The organism is Negativicoccus succinicivorans (assembly GCF_014207605.1).
In the GTDB taxonomy this organism is placed as follows: Bacteria; Bacillota; Negativicutes; order Veillonellales; family Negativicoccaceae; genus Negativicoccus; species Negativicoccus succinicivorans.
This window is the reverse complement of the sequence record NZ_JACHHI010000001.1, coordinates 107,763-131,236: the sequence shown is the minus strand read 5'-3', so window position 1 is coordinate 131,236 and position 23,474 is coordinate 107,763. Positions and strand designations below refer to the sequence as shown.

The window sequence follows — 23,474 nt, the reverse complement described above, 5'->3', positions numbered from 1 at the left end:
ATCATAGCACAGCAATATTATGACTACAAATCAGGATTGTTTAAAATTTTCTGCCGTAATTCTCGTAAATGCTTTAACGGAACTAATTGTAAATGATCCGGCTTTTCTTTCAATGCCGCATAATTGGCGGCCGGCAAGAAAACGGTTTTAAATCCCATTTTAGAAAGTTCCTGCAAGCGTTTTTCGATTTGCGGCACCCGCCTGACATCCCCCGTCAAACCGATCTCGCCAATAGCCGCTGTTTGCGGGGAAACCGGGATATTGTACAACACGGAGAAAATCGCCAATGCCACGGCCAGATCAATCGCAGGCTCGGTAATACGTAAGCCTCCCGCGACATTAACATACACATCCTGCTCGGTCACGCCGACTTCCGCGTGTTTTGCCAAGACTGCCAATAACACCGTCAATCGATTTTGATCATATCCGACGGCCGTGCGTTTTGCATACCCGAATGCAGTAGGATCGGTCAACGCCTGTACCTCGGCGAGCAGCGGACGGATCCCTTCCAAGCCGGCAAATACCACCGTGCCGATTTGCGCTTCACTACGATCGGCGAGCAACATGCGTGACAAATCACTGACTGCGGTAAGGCCGTCTGTTTGCATACTGAACACACCGCTTTCCGCGGTATCTCCGAAACGGTTTTTGGCAGCCCGCAAAACACGCAACGGATGCCCTGCTTCTCCTTCCAAATACAAAACCGTATCGACCATATGCTCTAAAAGACGCGGTCCGGCAATATTCCCTTCCTTGGTGACATGACCGATAATAATGACCGCTGTACCGGTCTCTTTTGCGAAATGCAACAGTGCCTGCGTACATTCTTTGACTTGGCTGACACTGCCCACTATGCCGTCAGCATCCGACATCTGCATTGTTTGAATAGAATCAATAACAAGAACATCGGTCTCCAGCCGTTTTGCTTCGGCCAGTACCTGTTCCAAATCAGTCATGGAAAGAAGATAACAATTGTCCGTGGGTATACCCAAACGCTGTGCCCGCAGCAACACTTGAGACGCAGACTCTTCACCGCTGGCGTATAAAACGGAGTGACTTTTCGCAAGAACAGCGGCTACTTGCAAAATCAGTGTGGATTTACCGACGCCCGGATCTCCGCCGAGTAGGATCAGACTTCCCGGAACAATGCCGCCCCCTAACGTCCTGTCCCATTCACGATCACCGATCGGCCAACGTCGAGTCGCATCGGCATTAACTTCACTGAAGCGCAATGCGCGCGTGTCCGAGGTCGCCTTCACAGTGCGCGAAGTTTTCGAGCTCACTACGCGCTCCTCAAGCGTATTCCACGCGCCGCACTGCATGCATTGACCGCTCCAACGCAACGTTTGCGCGCCGCATTCTGTGCAATAAAATACAGTTTTATTTTTTGCCATTACACTCCTCTTTTCTTCCCTTTAGTCTAGCATAGCCGACGTATTGTTGAAATAGCAAAAAGCCGGTAGAAAATCTACCGGCTTTTTGCTATTTTTCTTCACTCTCAGAAGGTGTATCCGACGTTGCCGCATCCGAGCTGTTTTTCATCGCTGGCTTCGATGTAAATCGCAATGTATCATCATCATTTTTATCTGCTACAACGGTAGCGCCCAGCTTCAAATTCCCGGCTAAAATCTGTTCGGCAATCGGATCTTCGATGAATTTTCGAATAGCACGCTTCAGCGGTCGTGCTCCATATTGGGTATCGCTGCCTTTCGTAATCAGAAAATCCTTGGCCGCCGGCGTTACTTCGACCGTCATTTTCTGTTCGCTCAGGCGACGGTTCATCTTTGTCAACATAATATCGATGATATGTTCCAAGTCCTTTTTTTCCAGCGGGTGGAAAATAATGATATCATCAATTCGATTTAAAAATTCCGGACGGAAAAAGCGTTTTACTTCGTCCATGATTTCTTTACGTGCCGTTTGGGCAATTCGTTCGCTTGAGGTATCGTTATTTTTTCCTACCAAAAAGCCCATTTCCGCAGAATCATTCTGTAAGCGCCGTGAACCCAAATTACTGGTCATAATAATTACGGTATTACGGAAATCGACAGTACGTCCCTGACTGTCCGTCAGCCGCCCGTCGTCCAATACCTGTAAAAGGATGTTGAAGAAATCAGCGTGCGCTTTTTCCACTTCGTCCAGCAAAATAACACTATACGGACGACGACGTACCGCATCTGTCAGCTGACCGCCTTCTTCATAACCGACGTATCCGGGGGGTGCCCCAACAAGACGGGAAACAGTATGTTTTTCCATGTACTCGGACATATCCAAACGAATCAAGGAATTCTCGTCCCCGAACAGATTTTCTGCCAGTGTGCGTGCCAATTCGGTTTTACCGACACCGGTCGGTCCTAGGAACAGGAATGAACCAATCGGCCGTTTCGGATCTTTCAATCCCGCGCGAGCACGACGAATGGCTTTCGCAACCGCCTGTACAGCATCCTCCTGCCCTACAACACGCGCATGTAAATCTTCTTCCAAATGCAGCAATCGTTCGGTTTCTTCCTGCTGCATTTGTTTTAACGGAATACCGGTCCAGCTTGCGACGACTTCTTCAATATCCGACTTATTGACGACCAAATTATCGGCATCCCCTTTATTCCAGCCGGATTTAATTTTATTCAATTCATCCTGCAACTCGTGTTCGCGATCGCGCAATTGAGCGGCACGTTCATATTCCTGCGAAGTTACTGCTTCTTCCTTTTCTTTCAATACCTTATTAAGCTCTTCTTCTTTCGATTTAATGTCGGGAGGTGTAGCCGCGGCCGCAATGCGTACTTTTGCCGCTGCTTCATCCATTACGTCGATTGCCTTATCCGGTAAGAATCGATCCGCGATATAACGAGCCGAAAGTTGGACTGCGGCATGAATCGCTTCATCTGTAATTTTAGCTTTATGGAACCCTTCATAGCGATCCCGTAATCCTAATAAAATCTGTTCCGCATCTTCTTCGGTCGGTTCACCGACTAAAACCGGCTGGAAACGACGTTCCAAAGCGGCGTCTTTTTCGATATGTTTTTTATACTCGTCCAACGTAGTCGCACCAATGCATTGCAATTCTCCGCGCGCTAAAGCAGGCTTCATAATGTTGGCCGCATCCATAGCGCCTTCCGTCTTGCCCGCACCGATTAAGGTATGTAATTCATCAATAAATAAAATCCACTCTTCATGTTTACGTACTTCGTCAATAATTTTTTTCAAGCGTTCTTCAAATTCTCCACGGTATTTAGTACCCGCGACCGCCGATGACATGTTCAGCGAAATAATTTTACGATTTCTCAAAATTTCGGGCACATTACCTGACACAATGCGTTGCGCAAGGCCTTCCGCAATCGCTGTTTTACCTACCCCCGGCTCACCGATCAGCACCGGATTGTTTTTAGTGCGACGGCTCAAAATTTGAATCACTCGCTCAATTTCTTTTTCACGACCGATGACAGGATCAATTTTGCCTTCTTCTGCCATTTTATTTAAATCACGTGCATACTCACCCAAGTCACCCAAATCCGAATTGGTGTCGCCGGCTTCCTGATCCGTTTCCGTGCCGAGATATTTCTGAAATGCTTGGGTCAGCTCTCGACCGCCAATACCAAGTTCCTGCAACATCCGCACCGCGATGCCGCCACTGTCACGCAGAATACCCAAAAGCAAATGCTCAGTACCGATATAATTTTGTCCTAAACGAGCTGCTTCCCCAACTGCACTTTGCAAGACACGTTTAGTGCGCGGACTCATGCCGATATCGGAAGACGGATTTGCCGGACGATTCCCAAGCAACATGGCACGACCTTTTTCAAGCGTAAAGCCGACTTCATTTAATACTTTGCCACCGATACTTTTCGGCTGTGAAGCAATCCCCAACAGGATATGTTCCGTGCCGACGACATCTGAACCTGCTTCCATCGCGGTTTCTTGCGCATAGGTCAGTGCTGCTTTTGCGCTCTCCGTTAATTTATTGTTCATATATTTTCACTCCTTTACTTTGTTGTCTAATGTTTCACGAACGACAGCTGATCGCCACCGATCGCGGTCCGTTTCATTAAGTGTTGCGGTGTTGGCATAGCGTCGGAGAAACCCCGGACGTGTCGTAACCATCATCTCGCGAAATAAATTTTCGGGAATATGAGGCAGCCACCCCAAGATGCGCCCCAACTCCACAGTACTCAATAATGTCAATGCTTCGTGTCCCGATAGTTTTCGAGCATATCGTAAAATACCGTACGCGCGCCAAATTTCATCGCGCAGTTCCACCGCCTGTGTGCGGCGCAGTTCTTCCCGCGCTGCCGTTTCTTCTTTTATCAGCTGATGAGTCAGGTTCGTTAAATTTTCTACAATTTCTGCTTCACGGACTCCCAGTGTGACCTGATTGGAGATTTGTAAAATATCTCCCAGCATCTCCGATCCTTCACCGTAAATTCCGCGCACAGAATAACTGAACTTCAAAATGCCCTGAATAATCCGCTTCATTTTTTTAGTCCTGACTAATGCCGGCACATGCACCATAACCGAGGCCCGCATCCCGGTACCGACATTGGTTGGGCATGCCGTTAGGTAGCCCCATTTATCTGTGAATGCAAAGTTTATTTTGCTTTCCAATGCGTCGTCTGCACGGTTGGCTTTTTCCCACAATGATTCCAGCTGTAACCCGCCGGCTAACATTTGTAACCGAAAATGATCTTCTTCGTTAACCATAAACGTTATATCTGCTGCTTCATTGATTACGATACCGCGATGTACAGGCACGGAAATCAGTTGCGGGCTCACTAAATGTTTTTCCAATAAAATTTCACGGTCGACACGATCCAGATCCGACATTTTTACGTACGTCATCTCTTCTTGATACTCTTCGCTAAGAGATTGCTTGGCCTCATTGGCTGCCATTTCCACGGCCATCAATTCACTTTCGTTGGCCATGTTCGGAAACTGAATATTGGCAATATTACGGGCTAAACGAACTCGGCTGGAAAGCACGACATCACTATCCGGATGGCTTCCCTGAAACCACGGCTGAGCGGGGCTCGTCAAAACATTTTGAATATTCATCTCTGCCCCTCCTCCGTTTTTTTTCTTGGCGGCTCATGTTGCAACGCGTAAATTTCATCGCGCAGGCGCGCCGCCTCTTCATATTCTTCTTTCTCCAGCGCAGTACGCAGTTGCTGCTGCAACCGCTTAATCTGGTGATTGGTAGTAAAAACACCGGACCCTCTTGAAGGTACTTTGCCGACATGGTTCGTCGCCCCCTGCAACCGCTGCAATAAAGGCAATAAAGAATCGGCAAAGACTTCGTAACACCGGGCGCAACCAAGACGTCCGCGTTCATTAAACTCTGCCCATGTCAAGCCGCATTGCGGACAACATTGTGCCTGCTCCGGTCGGCTTTGCTGCGGATTTACCAAACTTTTGAAAAAATCGGTATCCCATAAATCAAACGGGCTCTGTGTCCATTGCGGCAGTTCCCCTGTCTCTTGCGCACACTTTTCGCAAAGATGTCGCTCCTCTTTATGCCCGTTATGAACTTGAGTGACATGCAAAACCGCTTCATTCTTATGGCAACGATCGCATTGCATCATCGCTCACCTTCTCCCTAAAAAAGTTGATTAATTCGTTTCTGTAATTGCAACATGAGATGCCTTCGCATATTGCCTTCCGTTTCTTGCCAAATAGTCAAAAATGCTTCATGTAAAAACTGCGCCTCACGTTGTGTGATCACCGCTTCCTGCAGTAAATTGTATAGCGCTTTATCGATATCAGCGATCGTTAATCTATCATTATCTTCCCCGACCAGCGGGCGAATAACTGTGATCCGAATGAAGCCTCCCAAGCCGCGGCGTGATTCCACGCTGAAACCTTTTTCCGGGGAAAAACGCGTACTTAATACATAACTGATCTGCGACGGCGCACAATTCAATGCATCTGCAATCTCTTTACGTTGTAATATAATCTCCTGTGCTTTTTCTTCTAAAAATCGGCGCATGATAAACCGTTCAATCCGATCGGCTACCATCTTACCCATAGAATCACCTCACTTACATAACCATTGACCTTTTGTCTTTATGATCATTATAGCTGACCTTTTGACTTTTTGCAACTATTTTTTATCTTTTTTGCATTTGTTATAATAGATGCATAGAAAGCAGGTGAACATATGAGCCTATCGATGGGCAAACACATTCTGATTGACTGCTATGGCTGCCGTATTTCGCTAGTCGATAATTTCCCCGACTTACTGGATACTATTCATACGGCGATGGCATATTTGGATTTGGATTTAGATTTGTATGATACTCACGTACATAAATATGATGAAGCACTCGTTGTGATTGCAATCGGTAAAGACAGTCACGTTTGCCTGCACTCCTATCCCAATTTAGGATATGTAGCTGTGGATGTCTTCACATTCCGTACAGATGCCAATCCTACGCAAACAATGAAAATTTTCCGCCGCCAATTCCGACCGGATAAGATTCGTGCGACCAGTATCAAACGGGGCAAAGTCGACCCCAATCGCGATATGAAACCGAAAACAAAATCTCATACGACCCAATGGCGGCGTGTAAAAACTACCGGAGCACAAATTAAAAAGACGCGTGATAAGGTTTTGAATGCTTTTCGCCCCCATCGCAGTGATAAATAAGAATAATAAAAAAAGACCAACGCTTGTTGGTCTTTTTTTATTATTCTTATTTTTATTCAATCGAAATAAAGAACGGATACAACGACTGACCGCCATATTGTAATTCCAAATCGATATTCGTATGTTTCGCTTGGGCTTGGGCCAATAATTCATTGGCCTGCATTTCATCCAGATCGGCGCCGTAATAAAGCGTGATCAATTCGGCATCGGGTTGCATACTCACCAGTTTTTCCAACACGTCAGCCAACACGTCGGAAAGTTCGGTGGCGGTAATCACACGCTCACCGGAAATAATGCCCATATAATCATCTTTGGCAATTTTGACGCCATCTACCGAACTGTCTCGCACCGCTTGAGTAATTCCTGCCGCACGGATGTGTTCAAGCTCTTCGCACATGCGTTCCACATTGCTGGTCACATCATTATTCGGATCATATTGCATAGCTACCGCGGCACCTTCTGCAGGATTTGCAGTCGGCACAATTTGTAATTTTTCGCCGAGGATTTTTTGCGCCTGTTTGGCGGCAAGAATAATATTTTTATTATTCGGCAAAATAATATAGTTGTCCGCGTAAAGAGCGTCCAGCGCCTGCATAATTTCCTGGACGGAAGGGTTCATGGTTTGCCCACCGCTTAACACTTCGGCATGCATATTTTTCATGATTTCTTCCCAACCGTCGCCGGATACCACAGCCAATAAGCCTAATGCTTTTTTCTCATTACTGCGAGCGATATTTTTATTTCGTTCAAATTGGTCCATCATGTTATCGACTTTAATATCATGCAGCGTGCCCCAATCGGCTGCCATATCCAGTACATGCCCCGGACGTTGGGTGTGAATATGAACTTTTAACAGGTTGGTACCTTCGGCAACAACCATCGATTCGCCCCATGCCTCCAGTACTTTACGCGCTTCCGCACCTTTGATTTTAGCCGGTTGGAGAATAAATTCCGTACAATAAGGATAATCAATCGAGAACGTTTCACCTTTTACTTGCAATTTTTTAACGGCAGCCGGCACCTGTTCCTGAGTAATGCTTACTTCGCCTGTCAATCCAGCCAAGCAGCCTTCTAAAAACAGCAGTAAGCCTTGTCCACCTGCGTCCACGACATTGGCCTCTTTTAAAATCGGCAATTGTTCAGGTGTCTGCGCCAATGCTTCTTGACCGCTTTGAATCGCCTTGCGCAAAACGTTACTGAAGTCACGCTCCGTGCGAGTTACGTCACGCGTTCCTCTCGCAATGCCGCGTGCGACCGTCAAAATAGTACCCTCGACCGGCTTTACGACCGAACGGTATGCGTATAAAATCCCATACTGGAATGCTTTGCCCATCTGCCGGGAAGATGCCTGTTTTTTACCGCGCAAACCTTTCGCCAAGCCCTGGATAATTTGCGATAAAATGACGCCGGAGTTGCCGCGTGCGCCCATAATAGCACCGGTGGCTGCCGTTTCCGCAATGACACCGATAAATTCACTGTCATTATTGACAATCATGCTGTACATCGAACGTAATGTATTCAGCATATTGGTACCGGTATCACCATCCGGAACGGGAAATACATTTAATTCATTGATCTTTTCATAATTCTCTTTAAATGCCTGATAAGCGCCAATCAGCATTTGTTTATAATGTGTGCCGTCAATTTCACTGTACATGCGTGTCCTCCTCGGTACCGTCTTCATGTTCCCATTCCAACATTAAACTGACCACTTGCGGTCCCAAGTGTGCCCCTAGGACCGGCGATCCTTCCGAATGAGTAATAGTGACATCCGGAAGTTCGCTTTCCAATTCTCTCTGGAATTGGCGTCCCAGTTCATCCGCTAAAATAGTGGCGACGTGAAGACGTTTTATAGGACGAGACATCGCTTTTTCTTTCATTTTTTGCATCGCCCTTTTTGTCGTGCGTACTTTGTCAAGTATACCAATTGCATCCGACTCGAGGTAAAGAATTGGACGGATTTGTAAAATCGAACCGACTAAACTTGCGACTTTGCCGATACGACCGCCACGTTGCAAATATTTTAAGTCAGTGGGCATAAACATTGTAATCGAATTGGCAATATTTTCGTGCAGTTGTGCCACAATAGTATCGAAGTCTTTGCCATCTTCAATCATAGTCAATGCTTCTTCGACCAAAATCTGCATACCGCCGTTAGTGGAATGCGAATCGATCACTGCAATATGTTTCCGCTTCGATTGCTTCGCTGCGACCCGGGCCGTCTGTACGGTACCGCTGACGATCTTGCTAATCGTGATAATGATGATCGAATCCTTTTCAGGAATCGAATTAAAAATTTGCATCCATTCGCCAATCGACGGCTGACTGGTCAACGGCTGAATTTTTGTAGCTTCATAGCTTTCAAAAACTTCTTTCGTACTGATACTGTTGTCATTCACAGTTTCACCGCCCCCAAGTGAAATATACAGGGGGATCATATGCAGATTGCCATGACTAGCTACAAATTCATCACTTAAGCATGCGGTGGTGTCACAAATAATATGAATCATGCGCATCTCCTTTACTTTCTCGTAACGCTCTTTGGGCGTTTTCCTTATTATTGTACATTATTATGTATTTCGTAACAACTTTTACACTCTGCGAAGATGTTGTTCATAATATTCGACGGGAATTCCGTTAGCTGCCAGAATATATTCCAACAACTTACCGCGTTCATGCGCAACACGCATCGCCGGCACTTCAAAGGGGTCCAGCGAAACATGCACCTCGTCACCGTCAGCAAAATAACCGATAACGCCTTCTCCCAGCACTTCATCCAGATTTTTACGCTCCACCTTTGTGCAAAAGCTTTTTAATACTTCCGTAGCTGCTTCTGCCATTGCTTCGCGCATTTCGCAAAACTGTTCTGCCTGATCCTCAGGAATCGGGAAGCCGCCTACATCTACCATCTTTTCTGTACTGTTCAACATAATTGTCTCCTTAGCGTATAATTGTAAATCCGCGACCTCTCGGATCGGGCGCTTTACCCGCAATGATTTTTTTAATCATCACAAATGCCTGTCGCCCTTCTTCCACGAGAAAGTGCGGATAAATATGGAACATCCCGGTATGTTCGTAATAATTGATCGGTACATGCGCTAATGTAGCTTGATTTCGTAATGCCAATGCATTCGGATACAGTGTATCCGCCGTTCCTGTGAAAACACTCAATCGCCCGATACCTGACAAATTTCCGTATAAAGGACTATACCGCGGGTCATCGTAATCTTGATTGGGCACCGCCATCGCAGCACATTCACGTAATGCTTCCACGGATATAAAAGGATCATCCTGTTCATAGATATCGAGGCGTTTATCCGATACGTTCATATCCACCCAAGGCGAGATCAAAATTAAATTTTTCGGAGCCGGTACGCCGCTTGCGACAGTTTCCTGCGCTAATCGTAACGCTAACGAGCAGCCCGACGAATCCGCTATGATATGGATCTTGGCCTCCTTGGGAATTGTTTTATACCAGCGTTGATAGGAAGCGAGAACCGCCTGAAAACCTGCTTCCATATTTGCTTCCGGCAACAGCGGATAAATCGGCAGGGCGAGTTCCGCCCCCAATGACGACGTGATTCGATCGGCGAAAAGCCAGTACAGGAAATACATCTCCATTAAAAAGCCGCCGCCATGTACATAGTACAAATACTGTTTGTTGCTTTCTTTTGATGCCGCAATACGGACAGTACGAATGCCGTCCTCTGTCATATCGCTTACTTCGTGACGTTGTGTTAGCCAATGCGGTACGGTGGCATCCCACACTAACTGTCGCTTGATAATCCAACTCAGGATATCCCCGTCGGTCCATTCCGTCAGTGCCTTCACTCCGCTTAAGCGCAACAACCATTTGACCGCTCGACTGCGTGAACTTTCCTCTACGCTATTCATCCGAGTGTCACCACTGTCACGCCGCTGCCACCGGCCACTGCCGGTGCGAATGAAAAGGATTTTACATAAGGAATTTTGCGTAATTGTGCGTGAATCCCTTTGCGTAATGCGCCGGTACCTTTCCCATGAATAATTTCCACCGAGGTCAAACCTGCCAGCATCGCCGCATCCAAAAAAGCAGCTACTTGCGGTTCGGCATCCGCCACCGTCTCTCCGATCAGATTAATGCTTTGCGCGGCCACACGCATTTTCGGAGCTACTGCCTTGCTGCGAATCCGTTCTTTTGTGTTTGCTTCCTTTGGCTTTGCTTCTTGCGGTAACGGGTAAAATAAATTTCTGGCCGCCACCGTAATCGGCAGACCGGCTAAATCAACTTTAAACTGTTTCCCCTGGATATCAATAACAGTGCCTACCTTTTCCAACGTATCTACATACACCGCTTGCCCGATTTCGATCTTGCGAAGCGGGATTTTTGTTCGTTCATTCGCGCTCGGTATCGACAAACGGTCAATCGCTTGCCGCTTCTCATCAACGACCGCCTGCTGTTTATCTTTTGCCTCTTTAGCGCTGCGTTTCAAATCTTTAATGATTTGTTCGGCATTTACTTTAAGCTCACGCTTTAATTGCCGCGCATCATCACGTGCTTTCTGCAGAATGGCTTGCTTTTTACGTTGCAATTCCTGGTTGCTTTCATTCCATTTGGCATGCGATTTTTCCGCTTTGGAAAGCCGCATTTGCAGGTCTTCCTCCATACGGGAAAGTTCGCGGCGTTTATGATTCAGTTCTTCGAGTACCTTTTCCATTTCATAATACGCGGAAGCTTGTTTCAATTCCTGCGCGCGAGCCAATACTTCAGGAATCATGCCAAGACGTTTTGTAATATTGAGCGCCTGACTGTTCCCTGCAATACCGATCTGCAAACGGTATGTGGGTGTAAGTGTCTCATCATCAAATTCAACATGCGCATTTTCCATGCCGGGATGCGTATAAACATACTGCTTTAACTCACTGTAATGCGTGGTTACCATGGCGAGTGACCCCAAGCGATGGAAGTACTCCAAAATCGCAATTGCAAGCGCCGCCCCTTCCACAGGATCCGTTCCTGATCCCAGCTCATCGAGCAATACCAGATCGTTGCTGCCTGCATCTTTCATGATTTGAATCAGGCGACTCATGTGCCCGGAAAACGTGGACAGATTTTCCGCCATATTTTGTTCGTCGCCGATCGCCACCCAAATATTTTGGAATATAGGTAAAACTGCACGTCCCGCAACAGGGATAAAAAGTCCCGCTTGATTCATCGCCGCTACCAGACCCACCGTCTTTAGAGCAACCGTCTTGCCGCCGGTATTCGATCCGGTTACCACCAAAATCGAATACCCGTTACCGATTTCAACAGTGATGGGTACTGCACTTTCTTGGGATAAAAGCGGATGACGAACGGACTCTAAAATAATTTCAGCATCGGCGGCAGGTTGGGCTGACCGTCCGTGATCCTCCGCCGCAAGGTAGCCTCGTGCCAAAATGAAATCCAGCTCTGTGGTACATTTTTCTGTATGCATCAACGGTTGCGCGACCTGGGCCACCTGTTCGGAAAGCACCGTCATTAGCCGCACAATCTCCGTATGCTCCGCCAAAGCTGCTTCTTGCAAATCATTATTTAATTCTACGGAAACGAGCGGCTCAATGTAAAGCGTTTGCCCGGTTGCGGAACGATCATGCACAATCCCCGGCACCGCATATTTATATTCCGCTTTAACCGGCACGACATAGCGCTCATTACGTTGTGTAACCAACGCTTCCTGCAAATATTTAGCGGTGGTACGATCCTGGATCATTGCTTCCAGTGAATGCTTCACGCGTTCCTGCAACCGTTCCTGAGTGCGACGCAATTGATTCAGTTTAGGACTTGCAGTGTCGCGCATACGGCCACGTTCATCAAACATCGTCTCAAGCCGTGCTAAAAGTTGCGGTTGCGGCTCAATTTCTGCCGCAACCGCTGTCAAACGAGGCGTTTCCTGCGCCGCCATAAAGCGGTCGCGAATTTCTTGATAGGCTTCCAGTGACGAGCGAATCGCCAGCACTTCTTCCACCGTTAAGATTCCTTTTTTCTGCGCTCGTTCCAGCGACTGCCGAATCATCCGCAAGCCTCCGAAATGCGGTGCCTGTGCATTTTGAATCAGCAGTAATGCCTCCGCTGTTTCGGCTAAGCGTCGTTCAACCTCTCTCGGATCACTGCTGGGATACCATTGCAGTGCCCATTCCTTGGCACCGTTCGATGCACAACGCTCTCGTAACCGTTCTTGAATTTTTCCGTAATCTAAGGCCTCTAACGTCTTACGTTCCATTACATAATCCCTCGTTGCAAATGTCCGCGCGTTGCCTGCGGGAACACTTCATTCGTAAACTCGGCGTCTTGTAACCATAGAGCCGTGTAAATTTTGACTGCTTGCGCCAACTCATTTTGTGAAAGCAATGCCGCATCTATGACCACTTTGTGAACACCGTATTGCGAGAGACGGGCGAGCGCCGGCGCCATATCTGTAGGCACTGAATTGAAAATATGCATACGCCCGAACTGATCCGTCTGCAAAGGGAATTCCTTTCCCAATCGATCCCGCAGTGACCAATTCCGCACTCCATGATCTGTACATTTTTCGTCTCCATAGGCGCTATATAAATTATTTTCGGTCACCATTAATTCTGTGCGACCGCAAGCGTATACTCCCAATGAGCCGTCGTATTGGCGTAAAATTCCACGAATTTGTGCCAGTGTAAGCTCCTGTGAAAGAAAGATGGCGCTCGCACCATGTTGTTGCCAAAAGCGCAACGATTCCTGATTAAACACATTTAGCGTCGGCGCTACATAAAAAGGCATCTGCGGCGCGAACTCTGCCAATCGTTGCGCATCACTGTACGCATGAATCAAAATAAAATCCGGTTGTGCGGCAACCATATCTTGAAGCATACGGTCAACTTCAGCAGCTTCTTTTTGTCGCGTCAGACGCGGCATAGCCAGGCCTACGCGAGCATGATGCTGCCGCGAACGCATTACCACTTGAGCATAATCTTGTGCCGTATACGTTTCACCGGTAAATATATCGCCACCAAAAATAATTTCGTTGGCTTTTTCTGCCAATGCCGTTTCTACCTGTGCAAGCGTTCGAGCTCGTACTACTGCACTTTTGAGCGATGGTAGCACATGCGGTTTTACTCTGTCGTAAACCGTCGGTACCGCCTGAAAATGACGTTCTTTATAGGTTTGCAAAATAGCTTCTGTTAATGCTGTCTGTGCTTGCGTACGCACATGATTCAAAACACTTTTAGGCAGCATAAAATGGCCTTCCGTTAAAGTCACACCCTCCAGTACAAAAGCGGTGTTGCCCAAACGTGAAAGTTGCGTTTTTACAAGATTCAGATCTGTCGGCTGTGTGCGAGCCATCGGTACGTTGAAATCACTTACAATTTCAACTGCAATACCTTCTTCTGTACGAACCTTCACCCGCAGCGGTTCACCGACAACGGCATGCACATCCCAGTAGGTAGGAATGGCGATGATATCCGCTGTAACATTTGCCGGCTGCTCCGAAGATTGCCAATAAAGTTTTGTGTCTTCCTTTGGAAATTCGGCATAGTGGAAGTACAACTCTTTTTTCCCAGATTGATACGTTACATCTTTACCGGCGACATAACATAAACCACCGTCTTTGGCGATATATTTATAGACACCGTTTGCGTTCGCCGGAATATGCGACATCGCAAACACTGCCAATTCCTTGTTTTTATCAATTTTTGTAAGAATACCGATCGGTTCGCCATGATAGTTCGGTGCAAAACGTGTTAAATAATCACGACCGACGGAGTCGTACCAATACGCTTTTGTAAAACCGCGATTAAAACTTTTAGCCAACATAGTTTGCGCGGCCTGCGCATTGATTTCACCGTCGATCAGTTGCCAATATGTTTTCACCGTAGTATATACGTAGGGAATTTGCTTCATTCGTCCTTCGATTTTAAGCGAGGCGACTTTAGTTTGCGCAAGTTCCGCAATAACATCCGTTGAAATCATATCCTTGGGACTTAATACATATTGTTCCGCCGCAGGATTCTTACGTCCGCCGGACGCATCCACCAAGTCATACGGCATCCGGCAAGGCTGCGCACATGCGCCGCGATTACCGCTGCGGCCACCGATAAAGCTGCTCATCAGGCATTGACCGGAATACGATACACATAGCGCACCATGAATAAATATTTCAATCTCAATCGATGCCTGCTCTGTAATCTCTTGAATTTCCGTCAGGGAAAGCTCACGCGCTAAAACGACTCGCGTAAACCCTTCCTTCGCTAAAAATTCCACCCCTGCAAGATCGCTTACCGACATTTGCGTACTGCCGTGAATAGCAAGCAGCGGCGCTTCGCGACGAATGATTTGGGCAACACCGATATCCTGTACGATAACGGCGTCCACAGAAAGCTCCGCAAGCTCACGGATAAAATGTTTAAAAGGCTCCGTTTCCGCATCCGCCACCAATATATTAACGGTCACATAAACGGCCACATCATGTAAGTGGCACAACGTAACCGCTTCCCGCAGTTCCTCGTGATCGAAATTTGCTGCACTTTGGCGTGCGCTGAATGCTTTCCCGCCGAGATATACTGCATCAGCGCCGGCAGCAACCGCCGTTTTTAAATGTGCCAGCGACCCTGCTGGCGCTAACAATTCCATTGTTTCACCTCTTCAAGTCTTTATTATAACATAGGCCTTTGACGCAGCCGTCAGTGCTACAAATAAAAAAGAGTCGATGCATCGACTCTTTTTTATTTGTGCCTTTATGCCAGTGATGCTAACAAGTCTTGCACTGTTGACAAAGCTTTGTCAGACTTCACTTTCGTGACTTCACCACTCCGACGAACCTTGATTTCTACTTCGCCGTCTTCAATGAATGTTTTACCGACGGTCACACGAACAGGATAACCGATCAAGTCGGCATCTTTGAATTTGATACCGGCTCGTTCTTTACGATCATCAAAGACCGTTTCGATGCCCGCCCGAGTCAACTCATTATATAATTGTTCCGCCGCCTGTTGCTGTTCTTCATTTTTGCTGTTAGCTGCTACGACGACCACCTGATACGGCGCAATCGCAACCGGCCAAATAATCCCATCGTCGTCATAACTTTGCTCAATTGTCGCCGCCATCGTCCGCGATACGCCGATACCGTAACAACCCATATAAAAGGGGTGCGACTTGCCGTTTTGATCCAGGAACATGGCTCCCAGCGACTCGCTGTACTTTGTGCCCAATTGAAATACCTGACCGACCTCAATACCACGGTCAATAGTAATATGACCGCCGCATTTCGGGCACACATCTTCATCTGTAATCAGACGAATCGTTTCCACGCGCACATCGGGGAAATCCCTTTGCGGAATGACATGTCGGAAATGCGTGTCCGCTTCGTTGGCGCCGCTGACAGCATCCGTCATTTGCATAACTTTCGGATCTACAATAATTTCCAAACCATCCGACGGCGTCAAGCCGATCGGGCTCAGGTACCCCGGGATAAGGCCATGGGCCTGTAGTTCTTCATCACCAGCAAGTGGCAATTCCACAGCACCGACTAATCCCGCCACGCGCACATCATTGACTTCTGCCGTGCCCGGAACAACGGCCATGACCAATTTCTTTTCTGCCTGGTACATAACGACTTTAATCGTTTGTGCAGCATCAATTTGTAAAAATTGACACAATGCCTCGATTGTTTTCTGATTGGGTGTCGCCACTTTTTCGAGCTCTACGCCGGCTGCTTCGCTTTCAATATCCGGTGTTTGCGGACATGCGACTTCGATATTTGCCGCATAATCACAATCATGACAACGTACAATAGCCGCTTCGCCGGACTTGGCAAAAGCCATAAATTCATGTGAGCCGCTGCCGCCGATGGCCCCTGAGTCCGCCTCTACCGGTCGGAAATCCAATCCGCAACGCGTAAAAATGCGACTATACGCATCATACATCTTTTGATAGCTGACTTTCATGCTTGCCGGGTCAGCATCAAACGAATAGCCGTCTTTCATAATAAATTCGCGGCTTCGCATTAATCCGAAACGAGGCCGAACTTCATCGCGATATTTATTTTGAATTTGATACAAAGTAAGCGGTAATTGTTTGTACGAAGAAACATCCATTTTGACCAGCGTGGTTATCATCTCTTCATGCGTCGGTCCAAGGCAAAATTCCCGCTGATGCCGATCTTGGAGACGGAACATCTCTTCACCGTAGGCCCCCCAGCGTCCCGATTGCTGCCAAATTTCTGCCGGCTGAATAATCGGCATCATAATTTCCTGCGAATCGATAGCGTCCATTTCCTCTCGCACGATCGTTTCAATTTTACGCAACGTGCGCCAAGCCAGCGGCAAAAATGTATATAAACCTGCGCTGAGTTTACGGATAAACCCCGCACGCAACATCAGTTTGTGACTCATTACCTCCGCATCTGCCGGCATTTCACGTAACGTGGGACTATATAATTGAGATGCTCTCATACCTTTTTCTCCTCCGCTAGATATTGATTAATTTCTTTCATCAGTTCGTCGACTAAATCATCCTCAGAAACAGTACGCAACACTTTGCCTTTGCGGAACAAAACGCCTTGACCGTTGCCACCGGCAATTCCGAAGTCCGCTTCGCGAGCCTCCCCAGGACCGTTGACGACGCACCCCATGACGGCTACACGCAACGGCGTTTTAATACCTTCCAGGCGTTTTTCGACTTCCGCTGCCATCGGAATTAAGTCGACTTGACAACGCCCGCAGGTCGGGCATGAAATCATGACCGCCCCATACGTAGAATAACCGGCTGCCTGTAAAATCATTTTCGCAACCTTTACTTCTTCTACGGGATTGGCTGTCAATGACACACGAATCGTGTCGCCGATACCGTCAAGTAAAAGAGCACCGATCCCCATCGCCGACTTAATACTGCCTCGCATCACCGTCCCCGCTTCCGTCACGCCCAAATGGAGCGGATAATCGCACTGATCAGCAAGCGTTCGATACGCTTCCACCATCATGGGAACATCCGTGGATTTCAGCGAAATTTTCATTTCATGATAATCCGCCTGCTCCAATATCCGAATATGTTCCAATGCAGAAGCTACCATTCCCTGTGCGGTCGGATGGCCGCCGTAGGATTCCAGAATATGCTCCGGTAATGATCCCGCGTTAATACCGATACGAATGGGAATCCGTTTCGGTTTGGCTTTCTCGACCACTTTCAGCACATTTTCCATGCTGCCGATATTGCCGGGGTTGATCCGCAAACCGTCAACACCGCTGTCAATGGCATCCAGAGCCAAGCGGTAATCAAAGTGAATATCGGCTACCAAAGGTACGTCGGTTTGCGCTTTAACCTGCTTCAACGCGAGCGCGCTCGCCCGATTCGGCACCGCCAAACGCACAATGTCACAACCGGCATCCGCAAGTTCATTGATTTGCTTTACCGCCGCTGTGATGTCCGTCGGGGTGAATGTCGACATCGATTGAATAGATACCGGTGCATCCCCACCGATCGCTACTTGTCCTATATGAATTTGTCTTGTTTTTCTTCGTGTCATTCTATCACTTCATGTCATTTCAAAAATCGTAAGATATCGTTACTCGTCGCATAAATAAAAAGTGCACCTAGAAGAAGCATTCCCGTCATCTGAATATAGTACAGGTATTTAGGAGGTAATTTTTTACCGATAATTCCCTCTACCACAATCAGCAATAAATGACCTCCGTCCAACAGGGGTACGGGCAATAAATTAAGTAGTCCCAAGTTAAGACTCAAGACGGCGGTAAACATCAATAAATTGGCAAAACCGGTACGCGCAATGTTGCCTGCCATTTGCGCTATACCGACAGGTCCTGCCAATTCGCTGCCGGAAACTTTCCCGGTAATCAGCTGACCGATGCCTTTCCACATCTGCGCGGTTAAGTTCCATGAACGTTCTGCACCGTACTGAACGGATTCGAGTAAGCCGACCGGCCGAGTTTCAATGACCGGAAGGATACCAAGTACTACACGTCCGTTATCGCTTCCGGGAATCACTTGTAACGTCAGCGGTTCGTGGTTACGTTCAACTCGTAACGTAACCACTTGCCCACCCCATTTTTGCATATGGGGAGAAATTTCATTCCATTGCCGGATTGGCTCCCCCTGAATCGCTACAATGCGATCGCCGGGCACCAATTGATGACTTGATGCAGGCGCCTGTGTAAGAACTTCACCGACGATCGGTTCATCACTCGGTGTAGAAACACCGTATGCGCTAAACAGACCGCTGATCAAAATAATGGCCAGAATAAAATTCATAGCCGCACCGGCCACGATCACGATGAAACGTTTCCAAGCCGGTTTATACACAAAGGCGCGACGCGGATCGACCTGATCCTCCTCAACCTGCTCTTCCGTCATGCCTGCAATGCGATTAAATCCCCCGAGAGGAACGGATCGCAAAGAGTATGTTGTTTCTCCCACGCGCTTTGACCACAACTTACTGCCGAAACCGACCGCAAACTCATCCACTCGCATACCGGTCAATTTAGCTGTAATAAAGTGTCCCCACTCATGCACAAGAACAATCACGCCAAATACAAAGATGGTCGCGATAATAGTCAGCAAAGTATTCCTCCGTTATTTCGATAATGTCGCAATAAATTCCGTCGCTCGATTGCGAATGGCCCGATCAGCCATCACAATGTCTTGCCAATCACGCAATGGTGTCGGCGTATGAGTTACGACCATTTCTTCCGTCACGGTAAAAAGATCCGTAAAGGAAATTTTATCTGCAATAAACGCCTTTACCGCTTCTTCATTGGCCGCGTTATAAACTAATGTCGCCGATTGTCCCATGCGCCCTGCCTGATACGCCAGCGGCAAGGAACGAAAAACGTCTGTGACCGGCGGCTCAAATTCCAGTGTGCGTTGCGTATCCCAATGCAGCGGAGCATTATTAATCGTCCATCGCTCGGGATACGAAAATGCCAGCTGAATCGGTAATTTCATATCCGGAACACCCAGCTGAGCAAGCACCCCACCATCCCGCAAACGAATCATCGAGTGAACAATACTCTGCGGATGTACAACAACTTCTATTTTATCATAGTCGACGGCAAATAAATGATGGGCTTCGATGACTTCCAACCCTTTATTAAATAAGGACGCTGAATCAATCGTTATTTTTTGTCCCATCTGCCATGTCGGATGCTTTAAACAATCAGCAACGGTTACATTGGCAAGTTGCGCCGCACTGTAGCCACGAAAAGGTCCTCCCGAAGCCGTCAATATTACATTTGCCAACGCGTCTTTGGGAACTGCCTGCAAACATTGGAAAATGGCACTATGTTCACTGTCCACAGGATAAATGGTAACATCTGCCTCCACTGCTTTGCGGTTAACCAGATCACCGGCCGCTACCATCGTTTCCTTATTCGCAAGAGCAATAACTTTGTGTGCCTCAATCGCAGCTAACGTAGGCGCGATTCCGATAGCGCCCGAAATAGCTACCAAAACGATTTCGGCATTAGCTGCCGCAGCCGCTTCAGTTAACGTTTCCGGTCCGATGATAATTTTTGTCGGTCCGGTATAAGTAGCTCGCAGCTGCTTCCCGGCTTCCCTATCCGTTACCGCAACCAGTTCAGGATGAAACTCCTCGATCTGCTGCCGCAATAAATCAGTGTTACGATGAGCCACCAATACGGTGGCCTGTAATTTATCCGAATGCTCACGAATAACTTCTAAAGCTTGCGTACCTATCGATCCGGTACTTCCCAATACCGCAATTTTTTTCATAAGTCACCTATCAAAAATAAAAGCAGCGAGTACAACACCGGTGTAACGAATAAAAGGCTGTCAAAACGGTCCAAAATACCGCCGTGCCCCGGCAATATATGTCCCGAATCCTTAACATTTACGTAGCGCTTCAAAAGTGATTCAAAAAGATCTCCTGCCGGCGCGACCATCGCTACCGCCATAGCTAAACCGAGTGCAAGAGAAAGCGGTACTTGACCGGCGTACGCATATATGAGCAATCCCACTATTGTAAAAAGGGCACCGCCGATAAAACCTTCAAGCGTTTTATGCGGGCTGATTTTCGGAACCACCGCTTTGGTTCCAAATCGTTTGCCGGCAAAATAAGCACCCGTGTCGCTCATCCACGTTCCCAAAAGCGCAAACCAGACCCAAAAAGTGCCGGAGCCGAATGCCGCTCCATGCAAAAACGACGCGCTACGCAACAAAAGCAAGGTGCTAAAACCGACACCGATGTACAACACGCCGCCGATAGTGAAAAACAGTGATAAAAAGTCCGGCGCACGTCGTAAACAAAATGCTACGAGGAACAGACATGGCAAAATCGCCGGCAAAAGAATCAATAAAAAGATACCGCCGACAGTCTCCGCACCGATAACCATCAACGTCATGACAATAGTCATCACGATAGCCGATGCATAAATTTGCCGCTGTTGCAAAATATGTTTATATTCCAATAATGCTAAAAAAGCTAAGCCCCATACCGGCAGAGCCAACCAAATCCCGCCCAAATAGATAAGCAGGAGAAAAGCGGCGACACCGATAAGTGCTGTAATAACGCGTGTTCGTAACATATTTACTCCTCTCCCTGCAAGCCTCCAAACCGTCGTTCACGACCTGCAAAGGAGGCGATCGCCAGCGCTAAATCCTGCGGCGAAAAATCCGGCCATAGAGTATCGGTAAAATAAAGTTCCGCATACGAAATCTGCCATAAAAGAAAATTACTGATGCGCTGATCGCCGCCGGTGCGAATTAATAAATCCACATCCGTCACGGCAGACGGATACAAGTAGCGCTGAAATTGTTCCTCCGTCAATGTCGATGTTTTCTTTTGCGCAAAGTCATCCGCATATCGGCGTGCCGCCTGCAAAATTTCTTCACGGCCCCCGTAATTGAGTGCAATATTTAAAACTAAGCCGGTATTTTTTTCCGTTGCCGTTTCAAAACGTTCTATTTTCGCAATTAAGTCGGCGCTTAATCGTTCTCTGTCGCCGATGACATGCGCTTGTACATTGTGCTCGTTTAACTCATCAATATAATGTTCTAAATACCAGCTGAACAGGCGCATCAGCAAAGCGACTTCCGTAGTAGAACGCCGCCAATTCTCCGTAGAAAAAGCATATAAAGTAAGTGTTTTTATACCCTGATCCGAAGCTGCACGGACAATCGTTTTAACATTTTGAGCGCCTGCTTTGTGCCCCATTCGCCGAAGTTGTCCACGCATTTTCGCCCAGCGTCCGTTGCCATCCAAAATAATGGCTACGTGAGCCGGCAATGAATTAGGCTTTGACGACATATTGTTCCCCATATTGCTTGCTAATGTATGCATTTACCTCATCACTATAAACTTGTTTGGCACAAGTGACGATCGACTGATTATCTATGCATACTCGTACGACGTATTGATGTTGCGGAGCAACGATATAATGGCGGCTGTCTTTTTCCGTTTCTGAAAATGAATAAAGCAGACCTCTTTCGTGCAGCGCATCTGCCACTTCACCAAGAGGTCTGCCCAGCCACTGCGTAGAAATAGCAGTACTCAAACTTCGAGCACTTCCTTTTCCTTCGCTTCTACCAGTCGATCGATTTCTTTCATCTTTTTATCGGTCAATTTCTGCACATCGTCAGTGGCCACTTTTACCTGGTCTTCCGATACGCCGTCTTTCTTTTCTTCGCGTTTCAATTGCTCGTTACCGTCACGACGCACGTTGCGAACTGCAACCCGTGCTTCTTCCGTGCGCTTATGCACCAATTTAACTAACTCTTTACGACGTTCTTCGGTCAATTGCGGAATGTTCAGGCGAATTTGCGAGCCGTCATTATTCGGCACCAAGCCCAAGTCTGACATTTGGATCGCTTTTTCAATAGCTCCGAGCATGCTTTTATCCCACGGCTGAATCAACAGCATGCGCGGTTCCGGAATGGAAACTGACGAAACTTGAGTAACCGGAGTCGGAACACCATAGTAGTCCACCATGATGTTTTCCAAAAGACTTGTGTTGGCGCGACCGGTACGAATGGTGCCAAATTCAAACTGCAAGTTTTCAATCGCTTTATCCATACGCGTTTCCAAGTCCAGCATGATTTCATCAAACATTTTCGTCGCCTCCAATATACGTACCAATCCGTTCCCCCATGCTTGCTTTTAAAATGTTGCCCGGGGTGTCAATATTAAATACAATAATCGGAATATGATTATTCATGCACAGAGTAATCGCCGTGTTGTCCATCACACCCAATTGTCGACGCATGACTTCAAAATATGTCAGCGAGTCAAACATTTTTGCGTCGGGGTTGGTTTGCGGATCCGCATCATATACGCCATCCGTACCACGTTTTGCCATCATAATAGCGTCCGCTTCAATTTCCGCCGCACGTAAAGCGGCGGTTGTATCGGTAGAGAAAAAGGGATTGCCCGTGCCGCCGGCAAAAATGACAATTCTGCCTTTTTCCAAGTGGCGAATCGCCCGTCGACGAATGTACGGCTCCGCTACCTGACGCATTTCTATCGCTGTCTGCACACGGGTGGATGCACCGATTTGTTCCAACGCTTCCTGCAATGCCAGGCCGTTGATCACGGTCGCAAGCATCCCCATATAGTCTGCTGATGCGCGATCCATACCCTGGGCGCTGCCGGAAATACCTCGCCAAATGTTACCGCCGCCGCAGACCACTGCAACCTCTACCCCGTTGTCCGCTACCGCCGCAATTTCTTTAGAAATCGATTCGGTGACAATCGGATCAATACCATGCCCCGCTTCGCCGGCGAGAGCTTCTCCGCTGACCTTTAATACAATTCGACGATACTTCCTTGCTTCCATAATAAACCTCCGCATCTGCACCTAGAAAATAAGAGAACACATG

At 47.5% G+C, this 23,474-nt stretch carries 21 protein-coding genes; 1 reads left to right on the top strand and 20 read right to left on the bottom strand.

Annotated features, from left to right (window positions below):
• Positions 1-23: 23 nt before the first annotated feature.
• From radA to HNR45_RS00675, 5 genes are all read right to left on the bottom strand, one after another.
• On the bottom strand, positions 24-1,394 hold the full coding sequence (radA, locus tag HNR45_RS00695; RefSeq protein WP_159822005.1) for a DNA repair protein RadA: 1,371 nt from the start codon (positions 1,392-1,394) through the stop codon (positions 24-26).
• A gap of 88 nt (positions 1,395-1,482) precedes the next feature.
• Positions 1,483-3,966: an ATP-dependent Clp protease ATP-binding subunit gene (locus HNR45_RS00690; RefSeq protein WP_159822007.1), complete on the bottom strand. Its 2,484-nt coding sequence runs from the start codon at positions 3,964-3,966 to the stop codon at positions 1,483-1,485.
• 6 nt (positions 3,967-3,972) lie between these two features.
• Positions 3,973-5,046 (bottom strand): protein arginine kinase, encoded by a 1,074-nt coding sequence (locus HNR45_RS00685; RefSeq protein ID WP_159822009.1) that lies wholly within the window; start codon positions 5,044-5,046, stop codon positions 3,973-3,975.
• Positions 5,043-5,573, bottom strand: coding sequence for a UvrB/UvrC motif-containing protein (locus HNR45_RS00680; protein ID WP_235020563.1), 531 nt, complete (start codon positions 5,571-5,573; stop codon positions 5,043-5,045). Before HNR45_RS00680 ends, HNR45_RS00685 begins: the two co-directional genes overlap by 4 nt.
• A gap of 14 nt (positions 5,574-5,587) precedes the next feature.
• Positions 5,588-6,016: a CtsR family transcriptional regulator gene (locus HNR45_RS00675; protein WP_024048836.1), complete on the bottom strand. Its 429-nt coding sequence runs from the start codon at positions 6,014-6,016 to the stop codon at positions 5,588-5,590.
• 144 nt (positions 6,017-6,160) lie between these two features.
• Between HNR45_RS00675 and HNR45_RS00670 the strand changes: the two genes are divergently transcribed.
• Positions 6,161-6,637, top strand: coding sequence for an S-adenosylmethionine decarboxylase family protein (locus HNR45_RS00670; protein ID WP_159822011.1), 477 nt, complete (start codon positions 6,161-6,163; stop codon positions 6,635-6,637).
• Positions 6,638-6,689: 52 nt separating this feature from the next.
• Here HNR45_RS00670 and HNR45_RS00665 read toward each other — a convergent pair whose 3' ends face one another.
• The 15 genes from HNR45_RS00665 to pyrH all read right to left on the bottom strand — a co-directional run bounded on the left by HNR45_RS00665 (position 6,690) and on the right by pyrH (position 23,431).
• A complete protein-coding gene (locus HNR45_RS00665) occupies positions 6,690-8,294 on the bottom strand; it encodes a DAK2 domain-containing protein (protein ID WP_159822013.1) in 1,605 nt (534 codons plus the stop codon).
• Positions 8,284-9,147: a DegV family protein gene (locus HNR45_RS00660; RefSeq protein WP_159822015.1), complete on the bottom strand. Its 864-nt coding sequence runs from the start codon at positions 9,145-9,147 to the stop codon at positions 8,284-8,286. Before HNR45_RS00660 ends, HNR45_RS00665 begins: the two co-directional genes overlap by 11 nt.
• Before the next feature lie 81 nt (positions 9,148-9,228).
• Positions 9,229-9,567: a hypothetical protein gene (locus tag HNR45_RS00655; protein WP_159822017.1), complete on the bottom strand. Its 339-nt coding sequence runs from the start codon at positions 9,565-9,567 to the stop codon at positions 9,229-9,231.
• 10 nt (positions 9,568-9,577) lie between these two features.
• Positions 9,578-10,531: an alpha/beta hydrolase fold domain-containing protein gene (locus HNR45_RS00650; protein WP_159822019.1), complete on the bottom strand. Its 954-nt coding sequence runs from the start codon at positions 10,529-10,531 to the stop codon at positions 9,578-9,580.
• Complete coding sequence (locus HNR45_RS00645) at positions 10,528-12,879, bottom strand: endonuclease MutS2 (RefSeq protein ID WP_159822021.1); 2,352 nt, start codon at positions 12,877-12,879, stop codon at positions 10,528-10,530. The genes HNR45_RS00650 and HNR45_RS00645 overlap by 4 nt, the downstream gene beginning before the upstream one ends.
• On the bottom strand, positions 12,879-15,260 hold the full coding sequence (locus tag HNR45_RS00640; RefSeq protein WP_159822023.1) for a U32 family peptidase: 2,382 nt from the start codon (positions 15,258-15,260) through the stop codon (positions 12,879-12,881). Before HNR45_RS00640 ends, HNR45_RS00645 begins: the two co-directional genes overlap by 1 nt.
• A 104-nt stretch (positions 15,261-15,364) precedes the next feature.
• Positions 15,365-17,080 carry a proline--tRNA ligase gene (locus HNR45_RS00635; protein ID WP_159822025.1) on the bottom strand — a complete coding sequence of 572 codons (1,716 nt, stop codon included), beginning with the start codon at positions 17,078-17,080 and terminating at the stop codon, positions 15,365-15,367.
• Positions 17,077-18,150, bottom strand: coding sequence for a flavodoxin-dependent (E)-4-hydroxy-3-methylbut-2-enyl-diphosphate synthase (ispG, locus tag HNR45_RS00630; protein ID WP_159822027.1), 1,074 nt, complete (start codon positions 18,148-18,150; stop codon positions 17,077-17,079). The genes HNR45_RS00635 and ispG overlap by 4 nt, the downstream gene beginning before the upstream one ends.
• Positions 18,151-18,164: 14 nt before the next feature.
• A complete protein-coding gene (gene rseP / locus HNR45_RS00625; protein ID WP_034436453.1) occupies positions 18,165-19,202 on the bottom strand; it encodes an RIP metalloprotease RseP in 1,038 nt (345 codons plus the stop codon).
• A gap of 12 nt (positions 19,203-19,214) precedes the next feature.
• On the bottom strand, positions 19,215-20,372 hold the full coding sequence (dxr, locus tag HNR45_RS00620) for a 1-deoxy-D-xylulose-5-phosphate reductoisomerase (RefSeq protein ID WP_159822029.1): 1,158 nt from the start codon (positions 20,370-20,372) through the stop codon (positions 19,215-19,217).
• On the bottom strand, positions 20,369-21,184 hold the full coding sequence (locus tag HNR45_RS00615) for a phosphatidate cytidylyltransferase (RefSeq protein WP_159822031.1): 816 nt from the start codon (positions 21,182-21,184) through the stop codon (positions 20,369-20,371). The genes dxr and HNR45_RS00615 overlap by 4 nt, the downstream gene beginning before the upstream one ends.
• Before the next feature lie 2 nt (positions 21,185-21,186).
• Positions 21,187-21,906, bottom strand: a complete 720-nt coding sequence (locus HNR45_RS00610) for an isoprenyl transferase (protein WP_024048823.1) — start codon at positions 21,904-21,906, stop codon at positions 21,187-21,189.
• Positions 21,890-22,153 (bottom strand): hypothetical protein, encoded by a 264-nt coding sequence (locus HNR45_RS00605; RefSeq protein WP_024048822.1) that lies wholly within the window; start codon positions 22,151-22,153, stop codon positions 21,890-21,892. The genes HNR45_RS00610 and HNR45_RS00605 overlap by 17 nt, the downstream gene beginning before the upstream one ends.
• Positions 22,150-22,707 carry a ribosome recycling factor gene (gene frr / locus HNR45_RS00600; RefSeq protein WP_024048821.1) on the bottom strand — a complete coding sequence of 186 codons (558 nt, stop codon included), beginning with the start codon at positions 22,705-22,707 and terminating at the stop codon, positions 22,150-22,152. The genes HNR45_RS00605 and frr overlap by 4 nt, the downstream gene beginning before the upstream one ends.
• Positions 22,700-23,431: a UMP kinase gene (pyrH, locus tag HNR45_RS00595; protein ID WP_024048820.1), complete on the bottom strand. Its 732-nt coding sequence runs from the start codon at positions 23,429-23,431 to the stop codon at positions 22,700-22,702. Before pyrH ends, frr begins: the two co-directional genes overlap by 8 nt.
• Positions 23,432-23,474: the final 43 nt, after the last annotated feature.